The sequence below is a fragment of the Nonomuraea sp. NPDC050783 genome (assembly GCF_040802095.1).
Taxonomy (GTDB): Bacteria; Actinomycetota; Actinomycetes; order Streptosporangiales; family Streptosporangiaceae; genus Nonomuraea.
The window spans coordinates 140,785-164,903 of record NZ_JBFAHK010000019.1 but is presented as its reverse complement, the minus strand read 5'-3'; the positions used below and the strand labels follow the sequence as shown (position 1 = coordinate 164,903).

Here is a 24,119-nt window from a genome sequence, read left to right as displayed (position 1 = left end):
CCGCAACGGCGTCAGCCGTGGAGCAGGCGGGTGGCCAGGCAGCGGCCGAGCAGCCGGGCCACGAACGGCAGGTCGTCCACCAGGTAGCGGCGCGCCAGCCGGCCGGGCTCGGCCGAGAGCCGGAACGCCCACTCCAGCCCGGCCCGGCGCATCCACCGCGGCGCCCTCGGCACGGCCCCGGCGGCGAACCCGATCGCGGCCCCGCACCCCAGGAACCACGCCCGGGGCAGGTCGCGCCGCAGCTCGGCGATGAGGTGGTCCTGGCGGGGGAACCCGAGGCCGACGAAGACCAGCCGGGGACGGGCGGTGACGACCTTGCGCCGGACGGCCTCGCGCCCCTCCCGCCCGGTGTCGAAGCCGTAGGACGGCGCGTGGGCCCCGCAGACCCGCAATCCCGGATACGTCCGGACGAGCGCCCTGGCGGCCTGCTGCGGGGCGCCGGGAGGCCCGCCGAGCAGGTAGACCGGCCAGCCCCGGCGCGCGGCCAGGCCGCACAGCGCCCACAGGAGGTCGGCGCCCGTCACCCGCTCCGGCAGCGGCACGCCCAGCAGCCGCGACGCCCACACCAGCGGCATCCCGTCGGCCACCACCAGGTCGGCCGAGGCGACGAGCCGCCCGAGCGCGGGATCGGCGGCGGCCATCCGGCAGATGTCGGCGTTGGGGGTGACGATGTGCCCGCCCCGCCCGGCCGCCAGCCCGTCGGCCACCCGCTCCACGGCCTCCGCCTGCGTCACCGGGTCGAGGTCCACCCCGCCGACGCGTACCCGGCCGCCCGGCGCCGGGGCGGGCACGGGCCGGGCCCGCGTGACGTGGGAGGTCATATGCCGTGGCCCCGGTCGTGCAGGCGGGACAGGACCGCCGGCGCGGAGACCAGGCCGGCGGCCACCGCCAGCGCGATCGGCGCGCGGGGCTCGACGAGGCGGGCGGCGAGGGCGCGGGCGGCCCAGCGCAGCGCCTGGCGCCGGCGGCCGAGCGCGGCGTGCCCGAACGCCAGCTGACCGTAGACCCGCGCCGCGCCGCGCGGGTCCACGGCCAGTTCGGGGTGCCGGGCGAGCATCCAGTCGAGCCCGGCGATGCGGTCCGCCCATCGGGCGGCGTAGTGGGAGGCGCCCCAGCGCACCCGGACGAGCGGGCGGTCGACGTACGCGATGGGGCGGCGCTTGGCGGCGCGCAGGGCGAGGTCCCAGTCCTCGTTCTGCCCGCCGGGGGCGCTCTCGTCGGGCCACACGGCGCCGCGCTCGAACAGGAACGTCGAGGAGTGGACCATCACCATGCGGGACCTGACGAGGTCGGCGGCACGCACCTCCGACGTGCCCGCGAGGCGCGGCACCCGGTGGCCGTCGTGCTCGACCTCGATGCCGCAGCTCGCGAACTCGCCCCCGCCGTCGCGCAGGGCGTCGAGCTGGGCGGCGAGCTTGCCGGGCAGCCACAGGTCGTCGTCGTCGCAGAAGGCGACCAGGTCGGTGCCGAGGGCGGCGATGCCGGTGTTGCGGGCTCCCGGCAGGCCGGGCGTGCGCGTGTTGGGCAGGACCAGGACCCGCCGCCGCGCCGCGCCCGCCAGCCCGCGCAGCTGCCCGGCGATCTCCAGGCACACCTTCGCCACGCCGGCCCCACCGCCCGCCGCGCCGCCCGCCGCGCCGCCCACTGTGCCACTCGCCGCGCCGCCCACTGTGCCACCCGCCGTGCCACCCGCCGTGCCACCCGCCCCGCCGTCCACCACGACGGCCACCGTCAGCGCGCCCGGGTGCTCCTGCGCCAGCACTCCTTCGACGGCCTGGCGCAGGGTGGCGGGCCGGTCGCCCCGCGTCGGGACGACCACGCCCACGGATCTCACGCCGCCCCCCGGTAGCCGTAACGCGCTCTGAGGGGCCAGGTGAGCGTGTTGACCACGCGCCGGTCGCCGCCGGGCAGCCCGGTGGCCCACGAGTCGTCGCGCCGCAGCTCCACCCGCCCCACGTGGAAGCGCATGGGGTTGCCGGAGACGGTGTGGGACGGCCCCAGCCAGGCGGTGCGCCCGTCCAGGAACGGCAGCTCCGCGACGGTCAGCCCCAGCTCGCGCGCGAGCGCGAGGAGCGTGGGGCCGGGGGCGCCGAGCAGGTCTTCGTAGCGCACGGTGGTCATGCGGGCGCCGCGCCGGGCGAGCAGCTCCAGGGCGGCGTTCTGGGCGGTCCAGTGCAGGGCGGTGCGGGCGGGCCCCCACCGGGTCATGAGCCGGCCGTCCTCGGGCCGCTCGACGGCGCGGCCCCAGGAGTGGGCGACGGCCCGGGGATCGCGCACCACCTGCACGATCCGGACGTCCACCCCGCCGCTCAGCAGGCAGCAGGCCAACGAGGCGTGCTTGCTGGAGTCGATGACGACGCCGGCGCCGGTGGCGGTGTAGAGCGTCCGGTAGGCCCGGACGTAGGCGGCGAGGTCGGGATGGGCGATGCGCGGGATCCGGCGGGTGCGGTCGACCCGGTGGCGCAGCGTCACCATGCGCTCGGCCTGCCGGGCCGACCATCCGCCGAAGGCACGCTCTCCCACCTCCCGCCAGAAGGGGCAGGAGGGGAAGGGCACGCCGCACCCGCAGAGCTCCGCCGCGAGCACGCCTCTCTCCCAGAGGTGCACGACCTCTCCGAGGGCGATCACGCCGGGCAGCTCGGCGAGGAGCCGTTCGAGCAGCGTGGTGCCGCTTCGTCCCAGACCGCCCAGGTAGACGACCCGAGGGGTGGCTGCGTGATCGGACAACGGGGAGACCTTCGCGTCAGGGCATCATGGTCGGCGTGAACCGCGACCACGGAATGCGACGACCCTATCGCGGAGGGTAATCGGCCGGTCAAGAAACCGCGAAAGATCTACCTTCAGCGCGCGTCGATCACCATGCCCGCGCCGACCGTGCCGTTGGTGGCCTCGTCGATGAGGATGAAGCCGCCGGTGAGCCGGTTGCGCGCGTAGTCGTCCACGAACAGCGGCTGGGTGATCCGCAGCGACACCCGCCCGATCTCGTTGAGGCCGAGCGAGGTGGCCTCCTCGTCGCGGTGCAGGGTGTTGACGTCGAGCCGGTAGTGCAGGTCGCGCACGAGCGCCCGGGCCGTGCGCGTGGTGTGCTTGATGGTCAGCTTGGAGCGCGGGGACAGCTTGACGCCGTCGGCCATCCAGCAGACCATCGCCTCCAGCTCCTGGGCGGCCTGCGGCTGGTTGTTGGGGCGGGCGATCATGTCGCCGCGCGAGATGTCGATGTCGTCCTCGAAGCGCAGCGTCACCGACATGGGCGGGAACGCCTCCTCCACCGGCCCGTCGTAGGTGTCGATGGAGGCGATGCGGGTGGTCAGCCCCGAGGGCAGGTGCACCACCTCGTCGCCGGGCTTGAGCACGCCGCCCGCGACCTGGCCGGCGTAGCCCCGGTAGTCGTGGAAGGCGTGGTCGGTGGCCCGCTGCGGGCGGATGACGTACTGGACGGGGAAGCGCACGTCGACCAGGTTGCGGTCGGAGGCGATGTGCACGTTCTCCAGGTGGTGCAGCAGGGACGAGCCGAGGTACCAGGGCATGTTCTCGGAGCGGGAGACCACGTTGTCGCCGTTGAGCGCCGAGATCGGGATGAACGTCAGGTCGCTGACGTTGAGCTTCGAGGCGAAGGCGGTGAACTCCTCGCGGATCTCCTCGAAGCGCTCCTGCGAGTAGTCGACCAGGTCCATCTTGTTGACGGCCAGCACCAGGTGGGGCACGCGCAGCAGCGAGGTCAGGAACGCGTGCCGCCGCGACTGCTCCAGCACGCCCTTGCGGGCGTCGATGAGGATGATCGCCAGGTCGGCCGTGGAGGCGCCGGTGACCATGTTGCGGGTGTACTGGATGTGGCCGGGTGTGTCGGCGATGATGAACTTGCGCTTGGGCGTGGCGAAGTAGCGGTAGGCCACGTCGATCGTGATGCCCTGCTCCCGCTCGGCGCGCAGGCCGTCGGTCAGCAGTGACAGGTCGGTGTATTCGGTGCCCCGGTCGCGCGAGGTGCGCTCGACGGCTTCGAGCTGGTCCTCGAAGATCGCCTTGGAGTCGAAGAGCAGGCGTCCGATGAGGGTGGACTTGCCGTCGTCGACGCTTCCCGCCGTGGCAAAGCGCAGAATGTCCATTAGAAGTAGCCCTCTCGCTTGCGGTCCTCCATGGCGGCCTCGGAGGAGCGGTCGTCGGCCCTGGTGGCCCCGCGCTCGGTGATGCGGGTGGCCGCGATCTCCTCGATGATCTCCTCGACCGTGGCGGCCGTGGACTGCACGGCGCCGGTGCAGGTCATGTCGCCCACGGTGCGGTAGCGCACCACGGCCTCGAACAGCGGCTCGTCCTCGCCGCGCTGCACGACCTCGGAGTCGGGCAGCAGCATGCCGTCACGCTCGAACACCTTGCGGGTGTGGGCGAAGTAGATGGAGGGGATCTCGATGCCCTCGCGCCTGATGTAGTCCCATACGTCGAGCTCGGTCCAGTTGGACAGCGGGAAGACGCGGATGTGCTCGCCCTTGCGGATGCGCGCGTTGTAGAGGTTCCACAGCTCGGGGCGCTGGTTCTTCGGGTCCCACTGGCCGAAGTCGTCGCGGAAGGAGAACACCCGCTCCTTGGCGCGGGCCTTCTCCTCGTCGCGGCGGGCGCCGCCGAAGACCGCGTCGAACTCGTTCTCCTCGATGGCGTCCAGCAGCGTGGTGGTCTGCAGGCGGTTGCGCGAGGCGCGCCGCCCGGTCTCCTCCACGACCCGGCCCTGGTCGATGGAGCTCTGGACGCTGGCCACCACCAGCCGGGCGCCCAGCTCGGCGACGCGGCGGTCGCGGAAGTCGATGACCTCCTCGAAGTTGTGGCCCGTGTCGACGTGCATGAGGGGGAACGGGATGGCCGCGGGCCAGAACGCCTTCTCCGCGATGCGGAGCATGACGATGGAGTCCTTGCCGCCGGAGAAGAGCAGACATGGACGCTCGAACTCGGCCGCGACCTCGCGCATGATGTGGATCGCTTCGGCTTCGAGTACGTCGAGCTGCGACGTGGTGTAGTCGCGCTGGAGCATGGGAGCTTCCTCCGGCGGTTTCAGCGGTGCAGGTCCCGAATCCCGGCGAGCAGGGATGTCGCCAGCTCCGGTAGGGAAACCAGAATATCTGGTAGTGAGGGATCGGCTTGGTTGTAGGTCAGCTCCGCGCCGTCGATGCGGCTGGCGTGGGCCCCGGCGGCCTGGGCCACGGCGACCGGCGCGGCGGAGTCCCATTCGTACTGGCCGCCCGCGTGCACGTACGCCTCGACCTCGCCGGTGAGCACGGCGGAGATCTTCGCGCCGGCCGAGCCGATCGGCACCAGGTCGGCGCCCAGGAGGTAGGCCAGCTTCTGGACGAACTCCGGCGGCCGGGTGCGGCTGACCGCGATGCGGAAGCGCCCGCCGCCGAACGACGGCAGAGCGGGCGGCGCGGCGGTGGTGAGCGTGCGGCCCTGCGCGGGCAGCGCCACGGCGCCCGCCGTCAGCCGGCCGCGCTCCCACAGCGCCACGTGCACGGCCCAGTCGGCCCGCCCCTCCTCGGAGAACTCGCGGGTGCCGTCGAGCGGATCGACGATCCACACGCGCTCGGCCCGCAGGCGGCGCGGGTCGAGCCGCTCCTCGCGGGTGGCCTCCTCCGACAGGACGCTGTCGCTGGGCCGCAGCCGGGCCAGCGACTCCATGAGGAAGACGTGGGAGCTGCGGTCGCCCTCGGCCTTCAGCGCGGCGGCGTCGCCGAACCCCACGCGCTCGCGGACCTTCAGCAGCCTCTCGCCTGCCTCGTTCGCCAGGTCTGCGGCGACGGCGTGGTCGTCGCGAATCGTCATCAATATGCTCCTTGCCCGCGGGCGACGGCCGACCAAGTCTTCCACAGGATTTGCAGGTCCAGCGTGAGGGACCAGTTCTCCACGTAACGCAGGTCCAGGCGGACCGATTCCTCCCACGATAGGTCAGATCTGCCACTCACCTGCCACAGCCCCGTCAGCCCGGGGCGGACGAGCAGCCGCCGCCGCACGTCGTCGCCGTAGCGCGCCACCTCCTCCGGCAGCGGGGGCCGCGGCCCCACGAGCGACATGTGGCCGAGCACGACGTTGATGAGCTGGGGCAGCTCGTCGAGCGAGTGGCGGCGCAGCCGCGCGCCGAGCGGCGTCACCCGGGGATCGTTGCGGAGCTTGAACAGCAGCCCGTCGCGGTCGCTCACCAGCGTGATCTTCTGCCGCTCCGACCCGCGCCGCATGGTGCGGAACTTCAGGATGGTGAACAGCCGCCCGCCGCGGCCCACCCGGGTCTGCCGGAACAACGCGGGGCCGGGGCTGCTGGCCCGCACCGCGATCGCCAGCCCGGCCAGCAGCGGAGCCAGCAGCACCAGCAGGACGACGGCCACCAGGCGGTCGAAGACGTTCTTGAGCAACTGCCTGGCCCCGGCCAGCTCGGGGTGCTCGACGTGCAGCAGGGGCAGCCCGGCGGCTGGGCGGATCATGGTGCGCGGGCCGGCGACGTCCATGAGGGCGGGGGCGACGACCAGCTCGGTGCGGGTGCGCTCCAGCCGCCAGGCCAGCCGGCGCAGCGCCTGGCCGTCCATCTCGGGGCAGGCCAGCACGGCCACGGTGTCGGCGTTGAACTGGTCGACCGCGATCGGCACGTCGCTGAGGTCGCCGGCCACCGGCACCCCGGCCACGCGCTCGCCGGGGGCGCCGCCCGGCAGGCAGGCGGCCACGACGTCGAGGCCGTGGTGGCGCTCCTCGCGGAACAGCTCGACCAGCTCAGCGACCGAGGCGGCGTGCCCGGCGGCGATCACCTTGCGCATGCACCCGCCGCGGGCCCTGCGGCGGCGCAGGGCGCGGCGCAGGGCGTACCTGAAGACCAGGGAGAGCAGGGTGACCAGGGGCAGCGCGAGCACCACGTAGCCGCGGGCGACGTCGGCCTTGGTGACGTAGGAGCCGATGGCGGTGCCGGCGGTGAGGGCCAGGCCGGCGTGCGTGACGCGGCGGAACTCCTCGGTGCCGACGCCCAGCATGCGCGGCTCGTACGCCCGGTGCAGCGCCACGGCGACCGCCCACACGACCGGCAGCGCCAGGCTGACCAGCAGGTACGGCAGCACGTACGGCGTGAGCCCGCCGAACCGCACGCCGAAGGCCACCGCGGATCCGATGCCCGCCCCGCACAGGTCGAGCGCCACGGCCTTGACCCGGTAGGCGTGGACCCAGGCGGGCGTGCGGGGGCTGACCCGCGACGAGACGGCGTGACCGGAGCCGACGACGGTCATGAGCCCTTCATCATGGCCGCGCAACGCACTTCCTTCGGGTGACCATTCCGGAACGGACAGTCACAGATCGTAGCGGTGCGGGAGGCGGCGGACCGGCGAACGACTCTATGCGGCGATCAGCGAGGAGGGCCGGAAATGTGCAAGTCAGCCCGGTGGTACTCGTTCTGGGTGGCTTCCAGGCCGCGGGCCATGAGCGACTCCACGACGTCGGCCGCCCGGTCCACCAGGAAGGGCAGGTCCTTGCGCTCGGCGGTGGCGAAGTCCTTCAGCACGAAGGCGGCAGGGTCCATGCGGCCGGGCGGGCGCCCGATGCCGAAGCGGACGCGCAGGTAGTCGCGGGTGCCGAGGGACTTGGTGATCGACTTGAGTCCGTTGTGGCCGTTGTCGCCGCCGCCCAGCTTGGCGCGCAGCGCGCCGTAGGGGACGTCCAGCTCGTCGTGGACGACGATCAGCCGCTCGGGGCCGATCTTGTAGAAGTCGCACAACGCCTTGACCGGCCCGCCCGACAGGTTCATGTACGTCAGCGGCTTGGCCAGGATCGCGGCGCGGGTCTCGCAGACCTCGGCCCGGCTCCTGTGCGCCTTGAACCGCCCACCCGCGCGGGCGGCCAGCTCGTCGAGCGCCATGAAGCCGGCGTTGTGCCGGTTGCCGGCGTACTCGGGCCCCGGATTGCCCAGGCCGGCGATCAGCCAGCGGTCCATATGCACCCCTCACGAGCGGAACGGGGCGGCTCGAAGGCGGCCGCCCCGTTCGTGATGGAAACGCCGTTACTCGGCGGCGGCCTCGGCGCTCTCGCCCTCGGCGGCGGCCTCGGCCGGCTCGCCCTCGGCGGTCTCGCCCCCGCCCTCGCCCTCCTCGACGGCCTCGGTCGGCTTGGCGATGACCTGGACGACGACCGTCTCGGTGTCGGTCGCCAGGGTGGCGCCCTTCGGCAGCTTGAGGTCGCCGGCGGTGACGGAGGCGCCGACCTCAAGGCCCTCGACGTCGACCTCGACGCCGGTCGGGATGTGGGTGGCCTCGGCCTCGACCGGGACGGCGGTGAGCTGCAGGTCGAGCAGGCCCTCGCTGTTGACCTCACCGACGGTGGTGACCGGGATCTCGACGGTCACCTTCTCGCCGCGCTTGACCAGCAGCAGGTCGACGTGCTCGACGAAGCCCTTGATCGGGTCGCGCTGCACGCCCTTGGGCAGCGCCAGCTCGTCCACGCCGTCGCCCTTGAGGTGGATGAGCACGTTGGGCGTGCGGAGCGCGAGCAGGACCTCGTGACCCGGCAGGGTGAGGTGCTTGGGGTCGATGCCGTGCCCGTAGAGGACGGCGGGCACCTTGTCGGCGCGGCGGATCTTGCGGGCGGCGCCCTTGCCGAACGTGGTGCGCGGCTCGGCGGCGATACGTACTTCGGACACGACATCTCCTAGGGATGCAGCGGGGATCGGTGGTGTCGGCGCTCTCCCTCACCCGCCCTAGCGGAAGGCGTTACGAGCGCAACCGGGTCAGTCTATCGGCTCAGGTGTCCCCTTCGAACAGGCTCGTCACCGAGCCGTCGTTGAAGATCTCCGTGATGGCGCGGGCGATGAGCGGGGCGATGGACAGCACGGTCAGCTTGTCGAAGCGACTGGCCTGCGACAGCGGCAGCGTGTTGGTGACGATGACCTCGCTGATGCGGGAGTTCTTCAGCCGGTCGACCGCCGGGTCGGAGAAGACCGCGTGGGTGGCGGCGGTGATCACGTTGGTGGCGCCCTGCTCGTAGAGGGCCTCGGCGGCCTTGCAGATGGTGCCGGCCGTGTCGATCATGTCGTCGATGAGCACGCAGGTGCGCCCGCGTACGCGGCCCACCACCTCGCTGACCTTCACCTGGTTGGCCACGTCGAGGTCGCGGCGCTTGTGGATGAAGGCGAGCGGCGTGCCGAGCGTGTCGGCCCAGCGCTCCGACAGCCGCACGCGGCCGGTGTCGGGCGAGACGATGGTGGTGTTGGCCAGGTCGAGCTTGTCCTTGAGGTAGCTCTCCAGGACCGGCATGGCGAACAGGTGGTCGACCGGGCCGTCGAAGAAGCCCTGGATCTGCGAGGTGTGCAGGTCGATCGACATGAGCCGGTCGGCGCCCGCGGTCTTGAACATGTCGGCGATGAGCCGGGCGGTGATGGGCTCGCGGCCGCGGCCCTTCTTGTCCTGGCGGGCGTAGCCGTAGAAGGGCATGACCACGGTGATGCGCTTGGCGGAGGCCCGCTTGAGCGCGTCCACCATGATGAGCTGCTCCATGATCCACTTGTTGATCGGGCCGGTGTGGCTCTGGATCACGAAGGCGTCGCAGCCGCGCACCGACTCCAGGTAACGGGCGTAGATCTCGCCGTTGGCGAAGTCGATGAGTTTGGTCGGGGTGAGGGAGACGCCCACGTGCTGGGCGACCTCCTCGGCCAGCTCCGGGTGGGACCGGCCGGAGAAGAGCATGAGGTTCTTCTCGCCGGGCGATTTGATGCTGGTCACTGCTGATTCTCCTGCTGCTCTCGCTCCGCCAGCGCCCGCTCGGCGGCGGCGGCCGACTTCGTGCCCGCGCGCCTGCGCAAGACCCATTTCCCGATGTTGCGCTGCCGCGCCCGTGCCACGCCGATCGCGCCCGGCGGCACCTCGTCGGTGATCACCGAGCCCGCCGCGGTGTAGGCGCCGTCGTGGACGGTCACCGGAGCGACGAGCATGGTGTCACACCCGACGAACGCGCCGTCGCGCACGGTGGTGTGGTGCTTGTTGACCCCGTCGTAGTTGACGAAGACGGTGGACGCCCCGATGTTGACGTCGTCGCCGATCGTGGCGTCACCGGCGTAGGTGAGGTGGGGCACCTTCGAGCGCTCGCCGACGGTGGCGTTCTTCATCTCGACGAAGGTGCCGGCCTTGGCCTTGTGCTTGAGCACGGTGCCGGGCCGCAGGTAGGCGTAGGGGCCGACGCTGGCCTCGGGGCCGACGTCGGCGTGGTCGCAGACGGCGTTGCGCACGGTGGCGCGCTCGCCGACGCGGGTGGCGGTGAGCGTGGTGCCGGGGCCGATCTCGGCGCCGGACCCGACGACGGTCGCGCCGTGGAGCTGGGTGCCGGGATGGACGACGACGTCGGGGGCGATCCGCACGCCGACGTCGATCCAGGTGCTGTCGGGGTCGATGATGGTGACCCCGGCGCGCATGTGCTCCTCCAGCAGGCGCCGGTTGAGCACCTTGCGGGCGGCGGCGAGCTGCACGCGGTCGTTGACGCCCTCGACCTCGACGTGGTCGTCGGCCACGTGGGCGCCGACGCGGTGGCCGTCGCCGCGCAGGATGGCCAGGACGTCGGTGAGGTATTCCTCGCCCTGGGCGTTGTCGGTGGACACCCGCTTGACGGCGTCGGCGAGCAGCTCGCCGTCGAAGGCGTAGATGCCGGAGTTCATCTCCCTGATCGCGCGTTGCGCGGGAGTGGCGTCCTTCTCCTCGACGATCTCCAGGACGGCGCCGGAGTCGTCGCGGACGATCCGGCCGTAGCCGGTGGGGTCGGGGACCTCGGCGGTCAGGACGGTGACCGCGTTGCCGTCGGCGGCGTGCCGTTCGAGCAGCGCGGCGAGGGTCCGGGTGCGCAGGAGCGGCACGTCGCCGTAGGTCACCAGGACCGTGCCGGCGATCGTGCCCACCTCCTCCAGCACGGTGCGGACCGCGTGGCCGGTGCCGCGCTGCTCCCGCTGCACGACGGCGCGCGCGTCGGGGCTGGTGGCGGCGAGGTGGCCGCCGACCTGCTCCAGCGCGTGGCCGATGACGACGATGAGGCGCTCGGGACCGAGGTCACGGGCGGCGGCGAGCATGTGGTCGACCAGGGCTCGGCCGCACAGCTCGTGCAGGACTTTCGGAGTCTGGCTCTTCATCCGGGTGCCCTCGCCCGCGGCGAGGACGATGACGGCTGCCGGGCGCGGCACACTCACGGACTGAGGCTCCCTGTGACTGGACGATCAGGGCCATTGGCACGGTTCTTGTACGACTACCGCACCGCTACCCTCCCGACACCGTGAGGATACCTGCCCGCCCCCCGGACGATCGCGCCGGGTCGGGCCTCAAAGCTCCCGGAAGAGGACTCGAACCCCTACAAAGTGGACCAAAACCACTTGTCCTGCCGATTAGACGATCCGGGACAGATCGGACACGTGGCGTCCGACACATTCCTACGATACCGATCCCGCGCCCCGCCGCGCGCCGCCGATCGCCATCCTTCCTGGTAACCGCGGCGGTTCTTATAACAGACCACCCGCAAAACACACAAGGCACGATTCCCACGCACCTGACGGGGTAGAGCGTCAGCCCCCGACCAAGGGACCCTGAGGTCTTTCTAACTTACGATGGCGTAGGTTACGGTGGCGTAGCCCGGACATTCATCCTCATACGTGTTGTTGGAGGTCGCCCATGACCGTTCTCGCCGAGCGATCCGCACCCACTCCCAAGCCCGACTTCGAGCCCGAGCCGAAATCCCGCAGCGAACTGATCATCTTCGGCCTGGTCGTCGGACTCCCCCTCGTCGCGATCGCCGCGGCCGTGCCGCTCGCGTGGGGGTGGGGCCTCGGCTGGACGGACCTCGCGATCGCGTTCGTCTTCTACATCGTCTCGGGGCTCGGTGTGACCGTCGGCCTGCACCGCTACTTCACCCACGGCTCCTTCAAGGCCAAGCGCCCGCTGAAGATCGCCCTCGGCATCGCCGGCAGCCTGTCGCTGGAGATGTCCGTGCTCGACTGGGTGGCCACCCACCGCAAGCACCACAAGTTCTCCGACAAGGAGGGCGACCCGCACTCGCCGTGGCGCTTCGGCCCCGGCTTCAAGAACATGGCCAAGGGCCTGCTCTACGCCCACATGGGCTGGCTGTTCGAGAGCGAGCGCACCAACCGCGAGAAGTACGCCCCCGACCTGTGCAAGGACCCCGACATCCAGAAGCTGCACAGGTGGTTCGGCGCCATCGCGCTCACCTCGATCCTGCTGCCCGGCGTGCTGGGCGGGCTCATCACCTGGTCCTGGCAGGGCGCGGCCACCGCGTTCTTCTGGGGCTCCCTCGTCCGCATCGGCCTGCTGCACCACGTGACCTGGTCCATCAACTCCATCTGCCACGTCTTCGGCGAGGAGGACTTCCAGGTGCGCGACAAGTCCCGCAACGTGTGGTGGCTGGCCATCCCGTCCTTCGGCGAGTCGTGGCACAACCTGCACCACTCGGACCCGACCTGCGCCCGCCACGGCGCGCTCAAGGGCCAGATCGACCTGAGCGCCGGCCTCATCAGGATCTTCGAGCGGCTGGGCTGGGTGTACGACGTCCGCTGGCCGACGCCGGAGCGGCTGGCGGCGAAGCGGATTGCGTGACGACGGGCTGCCCGGCGGATCGCCGGGCGGCGACTCTTCGATGAGCGGCCCCGCGAGCGTGGCCGTCATTATGGAGCCTGTGACCGAGTCCCGATCCCGCAGGCGCATGTCCGGTAGCGAGCGACGCGAGCAGCTGATCCGGATCAGCCGCACGCTCTTCGCGGAGAAGGGGTTCGACGGGACCTCCATCGAGGAGATCGCCGCCACGGCCCAGGTCTCGAAGCCCGTGGTGTACGAGCATTTCGGCGGCAAGGAGGGTGTCTACGCGGTGGTCGTCGACCGCGAGATGCAGAAGCTGCTCACCATGATCACCGAGGCGCTGTCGGCGTCCCACTCCCTGATCAAGCTGGAGCGGGCCGCGCTGGCGCTGCTGCAGTACATCGAGGAGAGCAGCGAGGGGTTCCGCATCCTGGTGCGCGACTCGCACGCGGCCTCGGGCACCGGCACGTTCGCGAGCCTGATCAGCGAGATCGCCAGCCAGGTCGAGGACGTCCTGGCCGACGAGTTCTCCGCCAGGGGCTACGACCCCAAGCTCGCGCCCATCTACGCCCAGATGCTGGTCGGCATGGTCGCCCTGACCGGGCAGTGGTGGCTGGACGTGCGCAAGCCCGGCCGCGAGGAGGTCGCGGCCCACCTGGTCAACCTGGCCTGGAACGGCCTGACCGGGCTCAACCACGACCCGGCCATCAGCGCCCTGTCCCGCGAGCGCGTGCCCGTCCTGCCCAGGCCCCGGCCCGCCAGCGAGAAGGAGCTGCGCGAGCTGGAGAAGGCCCGCGAGCGGGAGGCCAAGGAGGCCGAGAAGATCCGCCAGCGCGAGCTGAAGGAGGCCGAGAAGGCCAGGGTCCGCGAGCTGAAGGAGCGCGAGCGGCTGCTCAAGGAGGCGGAGAAGGCCCGCGAGCGGGAGGAGAAGATCCGCCAGCGGGAGGCCAAGCTGGCCGAGCGGGCCGCCCGGCTCGAACAGGTCGATCAACCCGAGTGACGGCTTGTCCGAAGCTGTCACTTCGGGTGACTATGAGATGCGGGACGGGTTTGACCAGCTAAAGCGAGCGTTGCGGTCCCGTTAACGTTGCGTTCAATCAAACGGGGCAATATAGGCGATATGTCAGCAGAACCGGTGCTTCCTGCTCCTGATCTTCCCCTGCCGCAGGAGCGCTTCCTCAACCGGGAGGAGAGCTGGCTCCAGTTCAACGAGCGCGTGCTCGAACTGGCCGAGGATTCCTCTCTCCCGTTGCTGGAGCGGGTGCGCTTCCTGGCGATCTTCGCGAGCAACCTCGACGAGTTCTTCCGCGTCCGGGTCGCCGGGCTCAAGAGGCGCATGGCCACCGGGCTGCTCCTGCGCACCAAGAGCGGCCTGAAGCCGCGCGAGGAGCTGATCAGGATCGCCGGCATCGCCGACGCGCTGGCCAGGCGGCACGCGGACGTCTTCCACGACAAGATCTGCCCGCAGCTCGCCGGCGAGGGCATCGAGATCGTCCGCTGGGACGACCTCGACCGCGAGGAGCGCACCGAGCTGCGCAAGCTGTTCAAGGAGCGGATCCGGCCGGTGCTGACGCCGCTCGCCGTGGACCCCGCCCACCCCTTCCCCTACATCTCGGGCCTCAGCCTCAACCTGGCCGTCCTGGTGCGCAACCCGGCCACCGGCCACACGGTCTTCGCCCGGGTCAAGGTGCCCTCGCAGCTCCCCCGCTTCATCCTGGCGTCCAGGGACCGCTTCGTCCCGCTGGAGGACGTCATCGCGGCCCACCTGGGCCAGCTCTTCAAGGGCATGGAGGTCCTCCAGCACCACGTCTTCCGGGTCACCAGGAACGAGGACCTCGACGTCGACGAGGACGTCACCGAGAACCTCATGCAGGCCCTGGAGAAGGAGCTGCTCAAGCGGCGCTTCGGCCCGCCGGTGCGGCTGGAGGTCGAGGACACCATCACCCCGGAGGTGCTGGCCCCGCTCGTGGAGGAGCTGGAGCTGGGCCCGCACGAGATCTACCGGCTGCCCGGGCCGCTCGACCTGTCGGGCCTGCACGCCATCGCCGACCTGGAGCGCGGCGAGCTGAGCTACCGCCCGTTCGTGCCGGCCGAGGCCATCAGCGCCGAGGACGACCTCTTCGCCACGCTGCGCGAGCGCGACGTCCTGCTGCACCACCCGTACGACTCCTTCGCCACGAGCGTGCAGCGCTTCATCGAGGTGGCCGCCGCCGACCCGCGCGTCCTGGCGATCAAGCAGACCCTCTACCGCACCAGCGGCGAATCCCCCATCGTGGACGCCCTCATCGACGCGGCCGAGGCCGGCAAGCAGGTCGTGGTGGTCGTGGAGATCAAGGCCCGCTTCGACGAGCACGCCAACATCTCCTGGGCCAGGAAACTGGAGCGGGCCGGCTGCCACGTGGTCTACGGCGTGGTCGGCCTGAAGACCCACTGCAAGCTGGCCCTCGTCGTCCGCCAGGAGCCCTCGGGGGAGCTGCGCCGCTACTGCCACATCGGCACCGGCAACTACAACCCCAAGACAGCCCGCCAGTACGAGGACTTCGGCCTGCTCACCGCCGACCGGCTGGTCGGCGAGGACGTCACCGACCTGTTCATCCACCTGACCGGCTACTCCAACCACTCCGCCTACCGCCGGCTCCTGGTCGCCCCCCACTCGTTGCGCGGCGGCCTGCTGGCCAGGATCGACCGGGAGATCGCCCACCAGCAGGCGGGCCGCCCGGCCCGCATCCGCATCAAGACCAACTCGCTGGTGGACGAGCCCGTCATCGACGCCCTCTACCGGGCCTCCCGGGCGGGGGTGCAGGTCGACCTGTGGGTACGCGGCATCTGCCTGCTCCGCCCCGGCATTCCCGACCTGTCGGAGAACATCCGCGTCCGGTCGGTGCTGGGGCGCTTCCTGGAGCACTCCCGCGTCTACGAGTTCGGCCTGGGCCGGCGGCCGGAGATCTGGATCGGCAGCGCCGACCTCATGCGCCGCAACCTCGACCGCCGCGTCGAGGCCCTGGTCAAGGTGACCTCGCAGCAGCACAAGGCGTACCTCGTCGAGCTGATGGACCTGGCGATGGCCGACACCACGAGCACGTGGTGGCTCAACTCCGACGGCTCCTGGGTCCGCCACGCCGGCGAGGACCTGCAGACCCACCTCATCAGCACCCGCCGATGGAGGACCGTTGATGACTGACCTGCTCCGCGCCGCCGGGGCCGTGGTCTGGAGGGGCGAGCCGGACCGCCCGGAGGTGGCCGTCGTCCACCGCCCCGCCTACGACGACTGGACCTTCCCCAAGGGCAAGCTCAAGTCCGGGGAGCACGTGATCGCCGCCGCGCTGCGCGAGGTGTGCGAGGAGACCCGTCTCACGGTCACGCTCGGCCGCGCCCTGCCGCCCGTCCACTACCTCAGGGGGGAGCGGCTCAAGCGGGTCGACTACTGGACCGCGCGGGTGGCCGACGACGCCGGGTTCGCCGCCTGCGAGGAGGTGGACGAGCTGCGCTGGGTGCCGCTGGAACGCGCCAGGGAGCTGCTGACGTACGAGTGGGACGCCGGGCTGCTGCGCGCCCTGACGGCGGCGCCGCTGGAGACCGTGCCCCTGGTGCTCGTCCGGCACGCCTCGGCCGGCTCGCGGGAGGAGTGGCAGGGCGACGACACCCGACGCCCCCTGGACGCCGACGGCCGCGCCCAGGCCGCCACGCTGGCCACCGCGCTGCCCGCCTACCGGCCCGAGCTGCTGGTCAGCTCGCCCAGCGCGCGCTGCGTGCAGACGCTGGAGCCGTTCGGGGGCGAGCTCCTGCTGGAGCCGCTGCTCAGCGAGGAGAGCCAGGACCCGCGCAAGACCCCCGCCCTGGTCCGCGAGATCGCCGTCCCCGCGGTCGTGTGCAGCCACGGCAAGGTGCTGCCCGGGCTGATCCGCGCCCTCAGCGGCAAGGACGTCGCCCTCCGCAAGGGCGCCTTCGCCGTGCTGCACCGGACCGGCGACGGCCGGGTGGTCAGCGTGGAGCGGTACCCGGTCTGACCGGCGCCACCGGGGCCGGACCTGGCAAGCGCCACCGGGGCCGGACCTGGCCGGCGCCCGGTGGCCGGGCTCACCAGGTGACCGGCAGCTCGGCGAAGCCCTCGGTGATGCGTCCCGCGTTGCGCGGCAGGTCGGTGACCGGCACGGCCAGGCGCAGGCCGGGGAAGCGCTGGAACAGGCGGCTGAAGACGGCCACCAGCTCCACCCTGGCCAGGCTCGCGCCGATGCAGAAGCGCGGCCCGTAGCCGAAGGACAGGTGCGGGTCGGTCAGCGGGCGGCGGATGTCGAAGGCGTCCGGATCCGGGTAGACCCGCTCGTCCCGGTTGGCCGCGCCGGGCATGAGCACCACCGCCTCCCCCTTGCGGATGGTGACGCCGCCGATCCCGATGTCCTCGTGGGCGTACCTGGGCAGGCCGTGCAGGCTGGGCGCGGCCATGCGCAGGATCTCCTCGACCGCGCCGGGGGCCAGGCCGGGATCGGCCTTGAGCAGGTCGAGCTGGTCCGGATGGGCCAGCAGGAGCAGCACGCCGAAGTCGATGCGGTTGACCGTGGTCTCGTGCCCGGCGAACAGCAGCCCGCCGGCCAGCCGGGCGATCGCGCCGTCGTCGTCGAGCTGGCCGGCCAGGTCGGACAGCACGTCCTCGGCAGGCTCGCGGCGCTTGCGCTCGATGAGGGCCGCCGTGTACGCGGCCATCTCGTCCCTGGCGGCCTCGCTGTCCTCGTGGTCCAGCATGCCGCCCATGCGGGCCGAGACGCCGCTGAAGTACTCCCTGTCCTCGTACGGCACCCCGAGGAGCTGGCAGATGACCAGCACCGGCAGCGGGAAGGACAGCTCGGCGTGCAGGTCCGCCGGCGGAGCGAGCCCGGCGAGGCGGTCGAGCCGCTCGTCCACCAGCGAGCCGACGTGCCCGGCCAACGCCTTCATGCGGCGGGCCGAGAACGCCGGCATGAACAGCCTGCGCATGCGCTCGTGGTCGGCCCGCTCGGTGGCCGGCTCGCCCTGCGGGCCGCCCAGCAGGGCCGAGCCCGACAGCCGGGCGGCCCGGTCCGGCTCGGGGTGCGAGCGGCCGAGCCGCGGGTCGTTGAACAGGGCGCGGGCGTCCTCGTAGCCGCTGACCAGCCAGAACTCGTCGCCGGTGCGGGTGCGGACGCGGGCGATGCCCTCCTCGGCCCGCAGCTCGCGGTAGGCCGCGGGCATGTCGAGCGGGTCCTTGCGCGCGAACGGGATGATCGGAAGAGTGCTCATAGAAGCTTCTCCACTGCCTTGACGGTCTCCGACCATACGCCGGGGAAGCGGGCGCGTGCCCGCTCCGCGGTGCCGCGTTCGATCCCGACGAGCAGGCCGTAGGTGAAGGTGTCCTCGCCCGCCCGCCGGGCGCTGTCCGCCTCCCTGGCCAGGGTCTCCTGCGCGACCACGCCGTCCTGGTGCTTGCCCAGGACCTCCTGGATGCCCTCGGCCAGCTCGGCGAGCTTGGCCATGTCCTTGCCTAGGGTGGGTTCGAGCGCTTCTGCGGTGTAACGAGCGCGTTTGGCCGCCTTGCGCACGTCGTGCAGGGCGGCCTCGCGGCGTTCCGGGTCCGCGACGGCCTGGGCGGTGCCGTACGCCTTGGTCACCCGGTTCCAGTTGTGGGCCGCGACGGCGACGAGCCGCTCCCGGGCCGGCTTGCCCGCGGCCTTGCCGAGCTCCGGGGCGGCGAGGAGCGCGTCGAGGGCGTCGAGCAGGGCGTAGTAGCGCTCGCCGCTGAGAGCGTCCTTGATGCGCTCGTACGCCTCCCGCTCGCGGGCCAGCAGGTCGGCGCCGAGGCGGTCCCTGATGGGGCCGACGACCAGCTCGGGAGGCAGCCCGGCCAGCTCCTCGCCGAACCTGGCCCGGATCACCTCCAGGTCGCGGGCCTCGCCGAGCACCTCGCCGAGCCAGCGCAGCTCCTCTTGGATCCGCTCGGTGCCGGTCACCACGGTCCTGAACGCCTTCAGCGCGCTGCGCAGCCGCCGGCAGGCCACCCGCATCTGGTGGACGGCGTCGTCCTCGGCGCGGCGTACCCGCGGGTCATGGGCGAGCAGGGCGTCCGCCTGGCCGGCGACGTAGGCGAGCACGACCTCGCCCGCCGAGCCCGGCTCGCAGCGGGCCCGGGGCGGCGGGGCGGGTTCGAGCAGCCTGGCGAGCTTGCTGGCGGCGTCGGAGGGCCTGGCGCCGGCCTTCCTGAGCCGCTTGCCGACCTTGGACAGCAACGCCTGCCGGCTCTCGTCGATCAGCTCGGCCTCGACCTCGCGCCAGCGCACGACCCGGCCGCCCTCCCGGCGGTCGGTGGCCTTGACGCGGTCGTCGGCGACCTCCAGCAGCCTGGCGTCGCCGTCGCGCAGGAGGGTGACGCTCCTGCGGGTGTCCAGCTCGGCCACCACGTCGAGGCCGGCGCCGCGGGTGTAGGCGCGGACGAGCTCGGCCAGCTCCGGAGGGACGACCCTGGTGCTGCGGGTGAGCGGGAGGGCGATCTCCTGGCGCACCCCCTTGGCCTTGGGCAGCTTGAGGTGCCAGCCCGCGTCGTCGCCGCCCCGCCGTCGCCTGAGCGTCACGCCCCGGGCGGCCAGGCGCAGGTCGGGGGTGTCGTAGTAGAGAGCGACGAGCTGGTGGCTCTTCGGGCCGGTGACCTCGGCCAGGTCGGCCAGGTCGGGAACGGCGTAGTTGTGGGGAACGTCGAACTTGTCCTCGATCTCGATGCCCACTGCACCTCGCATGAGTCCGGTTTCGACCAATTCTGCCACCGCCAGGTGAACATCACGGGAACCGCGGGCACTCGATCCTGTCGCCGGGCGGGTCCGGGACGTGAACGCGCCGGCGGCCGGGGGGAAGCCGACCGGGCGCGGCGAGCCGGACGCGGTGTAAGGCGGCGGTCATTTCTGCGCCACCACGAAGATCCGGCGGAACGGGAACGGCGTGCCGTAGCTCCTGGCCGGATAGAGCCGCGCCAGCATCTCGCCCAGCTCGGTCTTGAACCGCCGCTGCTCCTCGGGGTCCAGCCGGTCGAGGATGGGGCGCAGCGCCGTCCCCGACACCCAGTCCAGCACCGGGTTCTCGCCCTTCAGCACGTGGACGTACGTCGTCTCCCAGGCGTCCACCTGGGTGCCGCCCTGGTTGAGCAGGTCGACGTAGCCGAGGGGGTCGCCCACCGGGACGCCGCGGCCGTAGTCGCCGAGCCGGTCGGACCAGGCGCGCGAGGCGCACAGCTCGCGGATGGCGGTGTGGCTCGGGGCGTCGAAGTTGCCCGGCACCTGGAAGGCCAGCCAGCCGCCGGGGGCCAGGTCCTCCATCCAGTGTTCGAGCACGTCGTGGTGGTCGGGCACCCATTGGAGCACGGCGTTGGAGACGAGCACGTCCACGGGCCGGTCGGGGCGCCAGGTGGCCACGTCGGCGACGGCGAAGCGTACCCGCGTGTCGAGCTGCCGGGCCTTGACGATCATCGCGGGCGAGGAGTCGAAGCCCTCCACCGTGGCCCGCGGCCAGCGATCGGCCAGCTCCGCGGTGAGTTCACCGCTGCCGCAGCCGGCGTCCACGACATAATCGGGATCGACGGCTCCCACTCTGGAGATCAGCTCGATGAACGGCCGGGAGCGCTCGTCCGCGTACACCGCGTAGGTTACCGGGTCCCAGATATCTCTTGACATGAAGATAATTGATATCGAGAGAGATATCTCGATGTCAAGACAGTACACTTTGTGTCATGACGGAGGATGCTAGGGACGAGGTCGACCGCCTCGTCGCCGCTTGGCGCACCGAGCGCCCCGACCTCGACGTCGAGCCGCTCCAGGTGCTCTCCAGGGTGTCACGTCTCGCCAAGCATCTCGACCGGGCGCGGCGGGCGGCTTTCGCCGAGCACGAGCTGGAGCCGTGGGAGTTCGACGTGCTCACGGCGCTGCGCCGGGCCGGCAAGCCGTACGAGCTGAGCCCCGGGGCGCTGCTCCGGGCCACCCTGGTCACCTCTGGGACCATGACCAACCGCATCGACCGCCTCGCCCAGGCCGGGCTCGTCCGCCGCCGGCCGGACCCGGAGGACCGGCGAGGAGTGCTGGTCTCCCTGACGGACACCGGGCTGGCGCGGGTGGACGCGGCCTTCGCCGACCTGCTGCGGCGCGAGCACGAGCTGCTGTCGGGGCTCGGCGCGGAGGAGCGCCGCGCGCTCGCCGCCCTCCTCCGCACCCTCCTGACCCCGTTCGACTCCCCCACCTGACCGCCGCGAGCCCACCCGGTTCCCACCCGGACGGCGCGGCTCCCCGCCCGACCCACCGGGTTCTCCGCCCGACCTGCCGCCGCCCCCGTCCGGCTTCCCGCGCGGGCGGCGGGGGTGGTGCTCAGTCGCCGAGGCGGTCGGCGACCTCCAGCCACTCGGCCTCGATCGTGTCCTTCTGCGCCGTCAGCTCCCGCAGCTCGGCGTCCAGAGCGCCGAGCCTGGCGTAGTCGCTGGCCGCCTCCGCCATGGCCGCGTGCAGCCGCGCCTCCTGGCCGGCCAGCTTGTCGAGCTGGCGTTCCAGCCGGTTGAGCTCCTTGCGCAGCTCCCGCTCCTCCTTGGCCGACAGCTCGCCCGCGCCCGCCGCGCCGCCACCGGCCTTCTCCGGCGCGGACGCGGACGTGGCCGACGCCGCGGTGGCCGGCGCCTCCCCGGCCCCCGCCGCCGTGCCGCCACCGGCGACCCGGGCGGTCAGCGCGGTGCCCGCGGCCCGCCGTTGCAGGTATTCCTCCACGCCGCCCGGCAGCAGCGACAGCCGGCCGTCGCCCAGCAGCGCCACGCACCGGTCGGTGACCCGCTCCAGGAAGTAGCGGTCGTGGCTGACCAGGACGAGCGTGCCCGGCCAGCCGTCGAGCAGGTCTTCCAGCTCGTTGAGCGTCTCGATGTCGAGGTCGTTGGTGGGCTCGTCGAGCAGCAGGACGTTGGGGTCGTCCATGAGCAGCCTGAGCAGTTGCAGCCGCCGCCGCTCGCCGCCGGACAGGTCGCCGATCACCTTCCACTGCGCGTCGCCCCGGAAACCGAGGCGTTCGAGCAACTGGGAGGCCGACCACTCCTTCTTGCCGATCTGGAGGTACTTGCGCACCTCCTCGACCGACTCCAGCACCCGCCGCGACGGGTCCAGCTCGGCCAGCTCCTGCGACAGGTGCGCGAGGCGGACCGTCCGGCCCCTGACCACCCGGCCGGAGTCGGGCTTGATCGTGTCGGCGAGCAGGCGCAGCACGGACGACTTGCCGGAGCCGTTGACCCCGATCAGCCCGATGCGGTCGCCCGGCCCGAACTGCCACGTGCACCGCTCCAGCACCAGCGGCCCGCTGCCCGGCCCGCCGGCGTGCAGGGTGACGTCCTCCAGGTCGTAGACGGTCTTGCCGAGCCGGGCCGCGGCGAAGCGCATCAGCTCGACGTTCTCGCGGGCCGGCGGCTCGTTCGCGATGAGGGCCTGGGCGGCCTCGATGCGGAACTTCGGCTTGGACGTGCGGGCGGGCGGGCCGCGGCGCAGCCAGGCGATCTCCTTGCGCATGAGGTTCTGGCGGCGCTCCTCGGCGGCCTGGGCGATGCGTGCCCGCTCGGCCTTGGCCAGGACGTAGGCGGCGTACCCGCCTTCGTACCGCTCGACGCGGCCGTCCACGACCTCCCAGGTGCGGGTGGACACGGCGTCCAGGAACCACCGGTCGTGCGTCACCACCACCAGGGCGCTCTTCCGCCCCGCCAGGTGCCCGGCGAGCCACGCGATGGCCTCGATGTCGAGGTGGTTGGTGGGCTCGTCCAGCATGATCAGATCGTGGTCGTCGATCAGCAGCTTGGCCAGCGCCGTACGCCGGCGCTCGCCGCCCGACAGGTCGGCGGCCCTGGAGTCGAGGTCGAGGTCACCGACCAGGTTGGTCAGGATGTCGCGGATGCCCTGGTCGCCCGCCCACTCGTGCTCGGCCAGCCCGCCCAGGACGATCTCGCGTACGGTGGCGGCCGGCTCCAGCGCGTCGTGCTGCGACAGGAAGCCGATCCGCAGGCCCCGGGTGTGCGTGACCCGCCCGCTGTCGGGTCGCAGGTCACCCGCGATCACCGACATCAGGGTCGTCTTGCCGCCTCCGTTGCGCCCGACGACGCCGATGCGCTCCCCGGCCTCGATGCCCAGGGAGACGTCGCTGAGGAGCGGCTTGGGCCCGTAGGCGTGGGAGACCGACTCAAGATTGACCAGATTCATGACGTACTCAGGGTATCGGCTCCCACCGGCCTCCCCGCCGCCCCCGAGCACCCGTGACTACGCGGACATCAGCCCGTGCCCTCACCGGTACGGCTGAAGTGGAAGGGGCAGAACGTGCCGCCCGTCCCGATGGTGGTGCGGCGGTCGAACCGGAAGCCGTGCCTGCCGGGCTCGATGGCCTCGATCCAGTTGGCGTCGAACGCGCACATCACCGGGGTCAGCTCCGGCGCCGCGTTGGCCACCAGGACGTCGTGGTAGAAGCACCGGCGCACGTCGAGGTGGTAGCGGTGGTCGTCGTCGACCGGCCGGGCGAAGACGAACCCCCTCCCGAACGCGTGCTCCTCGCGCGACCTGCTCAGCTCCACCATGGCGCGGAAGGCGTCCGGCGCGTGGTCGAGCATCGCCCGGGTGCCCTCCTTCATGGCGTCGCCGAGCGGCTCGGTGAAGGACGCGCGGACGACGGCGATCGCCGTCTCCTGGCCCAGCCTGGGCCGCAGGAACTCGTAGGCGGCCACCAGGGCCAGGGTCATGCGCAGGTTGTGGCGGGCGGGCTCATCGACGATCAGGTGCCGGTTCGCGGCTTCGAGCTCCTCCTGACGTGCCCGCATGGCCGTCGCCGGCTCGCCGGGCAGCGCGTACTCGCGCAGGACGGCGGCGAGGTGGCCGTAGAACGCGTCGAGGAGCAGCGTGATGTCGCGGTCGGGATCAGGGACGTAGCCGCCCTCGGCGAGCCCGAACTGGTCGGTGGACATGGTCATCCTTCCGGGTACGGCTCGGCGCGTACACGACCGCGTCCCGCGTGGAGGCGTGGGCGACCGTGCTCGCGACCGAGCGAGCACGCCAACGCACTCCACCGACCAACCAGGCGCTGACAAGCTTGGGTTGATATGTCACGACCAGTCTGGCACGCCAACAACGATCACGTCCATCGCCCCCACTCCGGCAACCCCCGCCCCCACCCGAACGAACCTCACCCCACCCCGACGGACACCGGCCCCACTCCAGCGGACGTCGGCTCTGCTCTGGCGGCGACGGCAGAAGGCGAACCAGAGCGCGCCCTGACGCTACGACGGCTACCGAAGCACCCGGTCCCACCGTCGAACCCCTACCCGACCCGCCATCGGACCCGCACCCGCCCCTCGCCACCGGACCCGCACCCGCCCCCGCCGCTGGATCTCCACCCCGACCCCCGCCGTCCGCCGCCCTCGTGGGGCGCGGCTTGCGGGTGGTCCTGGATGCCCTCTCGTGTGCCACGCGATGGCGACGGCGCTAGGGCGTTCGTCCGGCGCCGGCTCGGAGCGGTGAGGCGGTCCTGGTCACCGTACGGGAGCGGCCCCCGTCACCGTACGGG

General features: G+C 72.0%; 21 protein-coding genes and 1 tRNA gene. 5 read left to right on the top strand and 17 right to left on the bottom strand.

Going from position 1 to position 24,119, the window contains the following annotated elements; translation table 11 throughout:
• Nucleotides 1–11 precede the first annotated feature (11 nt).
• From AB0H75_RS37920 to AB0H75_RS37865, 12 genes are all read right to left on the bottom strand, one after another.
• A complete protein-coding gene (locus tag AB0H75_RS37920) occupies nt 12–821 on the bottom strand; it encodes a WecB/TagA/CpsF family glycosyltransferase (protein ID WP_367804485.1) in 810 nt (269 codons plus the stop codon).
• Nucleotides 818–1,834 (bottom strand): glycosyltransferase family 2 protein, encoded by a 1,017-nt coding sequence (locus AB0H75_RS37915; RefSeq protein ID WP_367804484.1) that lies wholly within the window; start codon nt 1,832–1,834, stop codon nt 818–820. The genes AB0H75_RS37920 and AB0H75_RS37915 overlap by 4 nt, the downstream gene beginning before the upstream one ends.
• Nucleotides 1,831–2,727 carry a sulfotransferase gene (locus tag AB0H75_RS37910; protein ID WP_367804483.1) on the bottom strand — a complete coding sequence of 299 codons (897 nt, stop codon included), beginning with the start codon at nt 2,725–2,727 and terminating at the stop codon, nt 1,831–1,833. The genes AB0H75_RS37915 and AB0H75_RS37910 overlap by 4 nt, the downstream gene beginning before the upstream one ends.
• 113 nt (nt 2,728–2,840) lie before the next feature.
• Nucleotides 2,841–4,103 carry a sulfate adenylyltransferase subunit CysN gene (gene cysN, locus AB0H75_RS37905; RefSeq protein WP_367804482.1) on the bottom strand — a complete coding sequence of 421 codons (1,263 nt, stop codon included), beginning with the start codon at nt 4,101–4,103 and terminating at the stop codon, nt 2,841–2,843.
• Entirely contained in the window at nt 4,103–5,017 is a 915-nt protein-coding gene (cysD, locus tag AB0H75_RS37900) for a sulfate adenylyltransferase subunit CysD (RefSeq protein WP_367804481.1), read from the bottom strand. The genes cysN and cysD overlap by 1 nt, the downstream gene beginning before the upstream one ends.
• 20 nt (nt 5,018–5,037) lie before the next feature.
• Nucleotides 5,038–5,802, bottom strand: coding sequence for a 3'(2'),5'-bisphosphate nucleotidase CysQ (locus tag AB0H75_RS37895; RefSeq protein WP_367804480.1), 765 nt, complete (start codon nt 5,800–5,802; stop codon nt 5,038–5,040).
• Nucleotides 5,802–7,241 carry a sugar transferase gene (locus AB0H75_RS37890; protein WP_367804479.1) on the bottom strand — a complete coding sequence of 480 codons (1,440 nt, stop codon included), beginning with the start codon at nt 7,239–7,241 and terminating at the stop codon, nt 5,802–5,804. The genes AB0H75_RS37895 and AB0H75_RS37890 overlap by 1 nt, the downstream gene beginning before the upstream one ends.
• A 116-nt stretch (nt 7,242–7,357) precedes the next feature.
• Nucleotides 7,358–7,942, bottom strand: coding sequence for an aminoacyl-tRNA hydrolase (gene pth / locus AB0H75_RS37885; RefSeq protein WP_367804478.1), 585 nt, complete (start codon nt 7,940–7,942; stop codon nt 7,358–7,360).
• Between the two features lie 66 nt (nt 7,943–8,008).
• On the bottom strand, nt 8,009–8,644 hold the full coding sequence (locus AB0H75_RS37880) for a 50S ribosomal protein L25/general stress protein Ctc (protein ID WP_367804477.1): 636 nt from the start codon (nt 8,642–8,644) through the stop codon (nt 8,009–8,011).
• Nucleotides 8,645–8,744: 100 nt separating this feature from the next.
• A complete protein-coding gene (locus tag AB0H75_RS37875; protein ID WP_367804476.1) occupies nt 8,745–9,722 on the bottom strand; it encodes a ribose-phosphate diphosphokinase in 978 nt (325 codons plus the stop codon).
• Complete coding sequence (gene glmU, locus AB0H75_RS37870; RefSeq protein WP_367804475.1) at nt 9,719–11,170, bottom strand: bifunctional UDP-N-acetylglucosamine diphosphorylase/glucosamine-1-phosphate N-acetyltransferase GlmU; 1,452 nt, start codon at nt 11,168–11,170, stop codon at nt 9,719–9,721. The genes AB0H75_RS37875 and glmU overlap by 4 nt, the downstream gene beginning before the upstream one ends.
• 135 nt (nt 11,171–11,305) lie before the next feature.
• Nucleotides 11,306–11,377 (bottom strand) — tRNA-Gln (locus tag AB0H75_RS37865).
• Between the two features lie 268 nt (nt 11,378–11,645).
• Here AB0H75_RS37865 and AB0H75_RS37860 point away from each other — a divergent pair.
• The 4 genes from AB0H75_RS37860 to AB0H75_RS37845 all read left to right on the top strand — a co-directional run bounded on the left by AB0H75_RS37860 (nt 11,646) and on the right by AB0H75_RS37845 (nt 16,570).
• Nucleotides 11,646–12,584: an acyl-CoA desaturase gene (locus AB0H75_RS37860; RefSeq protein ID WP_367804474.1), complete on the top strand. Its 939-nt coding sequence runs from the start codon at nt 11,646–11,648 to the stop codon at nt 12,582–12,584.
• Between the two features lie 79 nt (nt 12,585–12,663).
• Entirely contained in the window at nt 12,664–13,563 is a 900-nt protein-coding gene (locus AB0H75_RS37855) for a TetR/AcrR family transcriptional regulator (RefSeq protein WP_367804473.1), read from the top strand.
• Nucleotides 13,564–13,683: 120 nt separating this feature from the next.
• A complete protein-coding gene (locus AB0H75_RS37850) occupies nt 13,684–15,744 on the top strand; it encodes an RNA degradosome polyphosphate kinase (RefSeq protein ID WP_367804472.1) in 2,061 nt (686 codons plus the stop codon).
• On the top strand, nt 15,737–16,570 hold the full coding sequence (locus AB0H75_RS37845) for an NUDIX domain-containing protein (RefSeq protein ID WP_367804471.1): 834 nt from the start codon (nt 15,737–15,739) through the stop codon (nt 16,568–16,570). The genes AB0H75_RS37850 and AB0H75_RS37845 overlap by 8 nt, the downstream gene beginning before the upstream one ends.
• A gap of 70 nt (nt 16,571–16,640) precedes the next feature.
• On the opposite strand, the gene AB0H75_RS37840 is transcribed toward AB0H75_RS37845, so the two are convergent.
• The 3 genes from AB0H75_RS37840 to AB0H75_RS37830 form a co-directional block, all read right to left on the bottom strand.
• Nucleotides 16,641–17,816 carry a cytochrome P450 gene (locus AB0H75_RS37840; RefSeq protein WP_367804470.1) on the bottom strand — a complete coding sequence of 392 codons (1,176 nt, stop codon included), beginning with the start codon at nt 17,814–17,816 and terminating at the stop codon, nt 16,641–16,643.
• Nucleotides 17,813–19,303 (bottom strand): CHAD domain-containing protein, encoded by a 1,491-nt coding sequence (locus tag AB0H75_RS37835; protein ID WP_367804469.1) that lies wholly within the window; start codon nt 19,301–19,303, stop codon nt 17,813–17,815. Before AB0H75_RS37835 ends, AB0H75_RS37840 begins: the two co-directional genes overlap by 4 nt.
• Before the next feature lie 156 nt (nt 19,304–19,459).
• Nucleotides 19,460–20,230, bottom strand: a complete 771-nt coding sequence (locus AB0H75_RS37830) for a trans-aconitate 2-methyltransferase (protein WP_367804468.1) — start codon at nt 20,228–20,230, stop codon at nt 19,460–19,462.
• A 56-nt stretch (nt 20,231–20,286) separates the two neighbouring features.
• Here AB0H75_RS37830 and AB0H75_RS37825 point away from each other — a divergent pair, with 56 nt between their 5' ends.
• Nucleotides 20,287–20,793, top strand: a complete 507-nt coding sequence (locus AB0H75_RS37825) for a MarR family winged helix-turn-helix transcriptional regulator (protein ID WP_367804467.1) — start codon at nt 20,287–20,289, stop codon at nt 20,791–20,793.
• Between the two features lie 121 nt (nt 20,794–20,914).
• Here AB0H75_RS37825 and AB0H75_RS37820 read toward each other — a convergent pair whose 3' ends face one another.
• Both AB0H75_RS37820 and AB0H75_RS37815 read right to left on the bottom strand, forming a co-directional pair.
• Nucleotides 20,915–22,768 carry an ABC-F family ATP-binding cassette domain-containing protein gene (locus tag AB0H75_RS37820; RefSeq protein ID WP_367804466.1) on the bottom strand — a complete coding sequence of 618 codons (1,854 nt, stop codon included), beginning with the start codon at nt 22,766–22,768 and terminating at the stop codon, nt 20,915–20,917.
• Between the two features lie 68 nt (nt 22,769–22,836).
• A complete protein-coding gene (locus AB0H75_RS37815) occupies nt 22,837–23,520 on the bottom strand; it encodes an L-2-amino-thiazoline-4-carboxylic acid hydrolase (RefSeq protein ID WP_367804465.1) in 684 nt (227 codons plus the stop codon).
• Between the last annotated feature and the right edge of the window lie 599 nt (nt 23,521–24,119).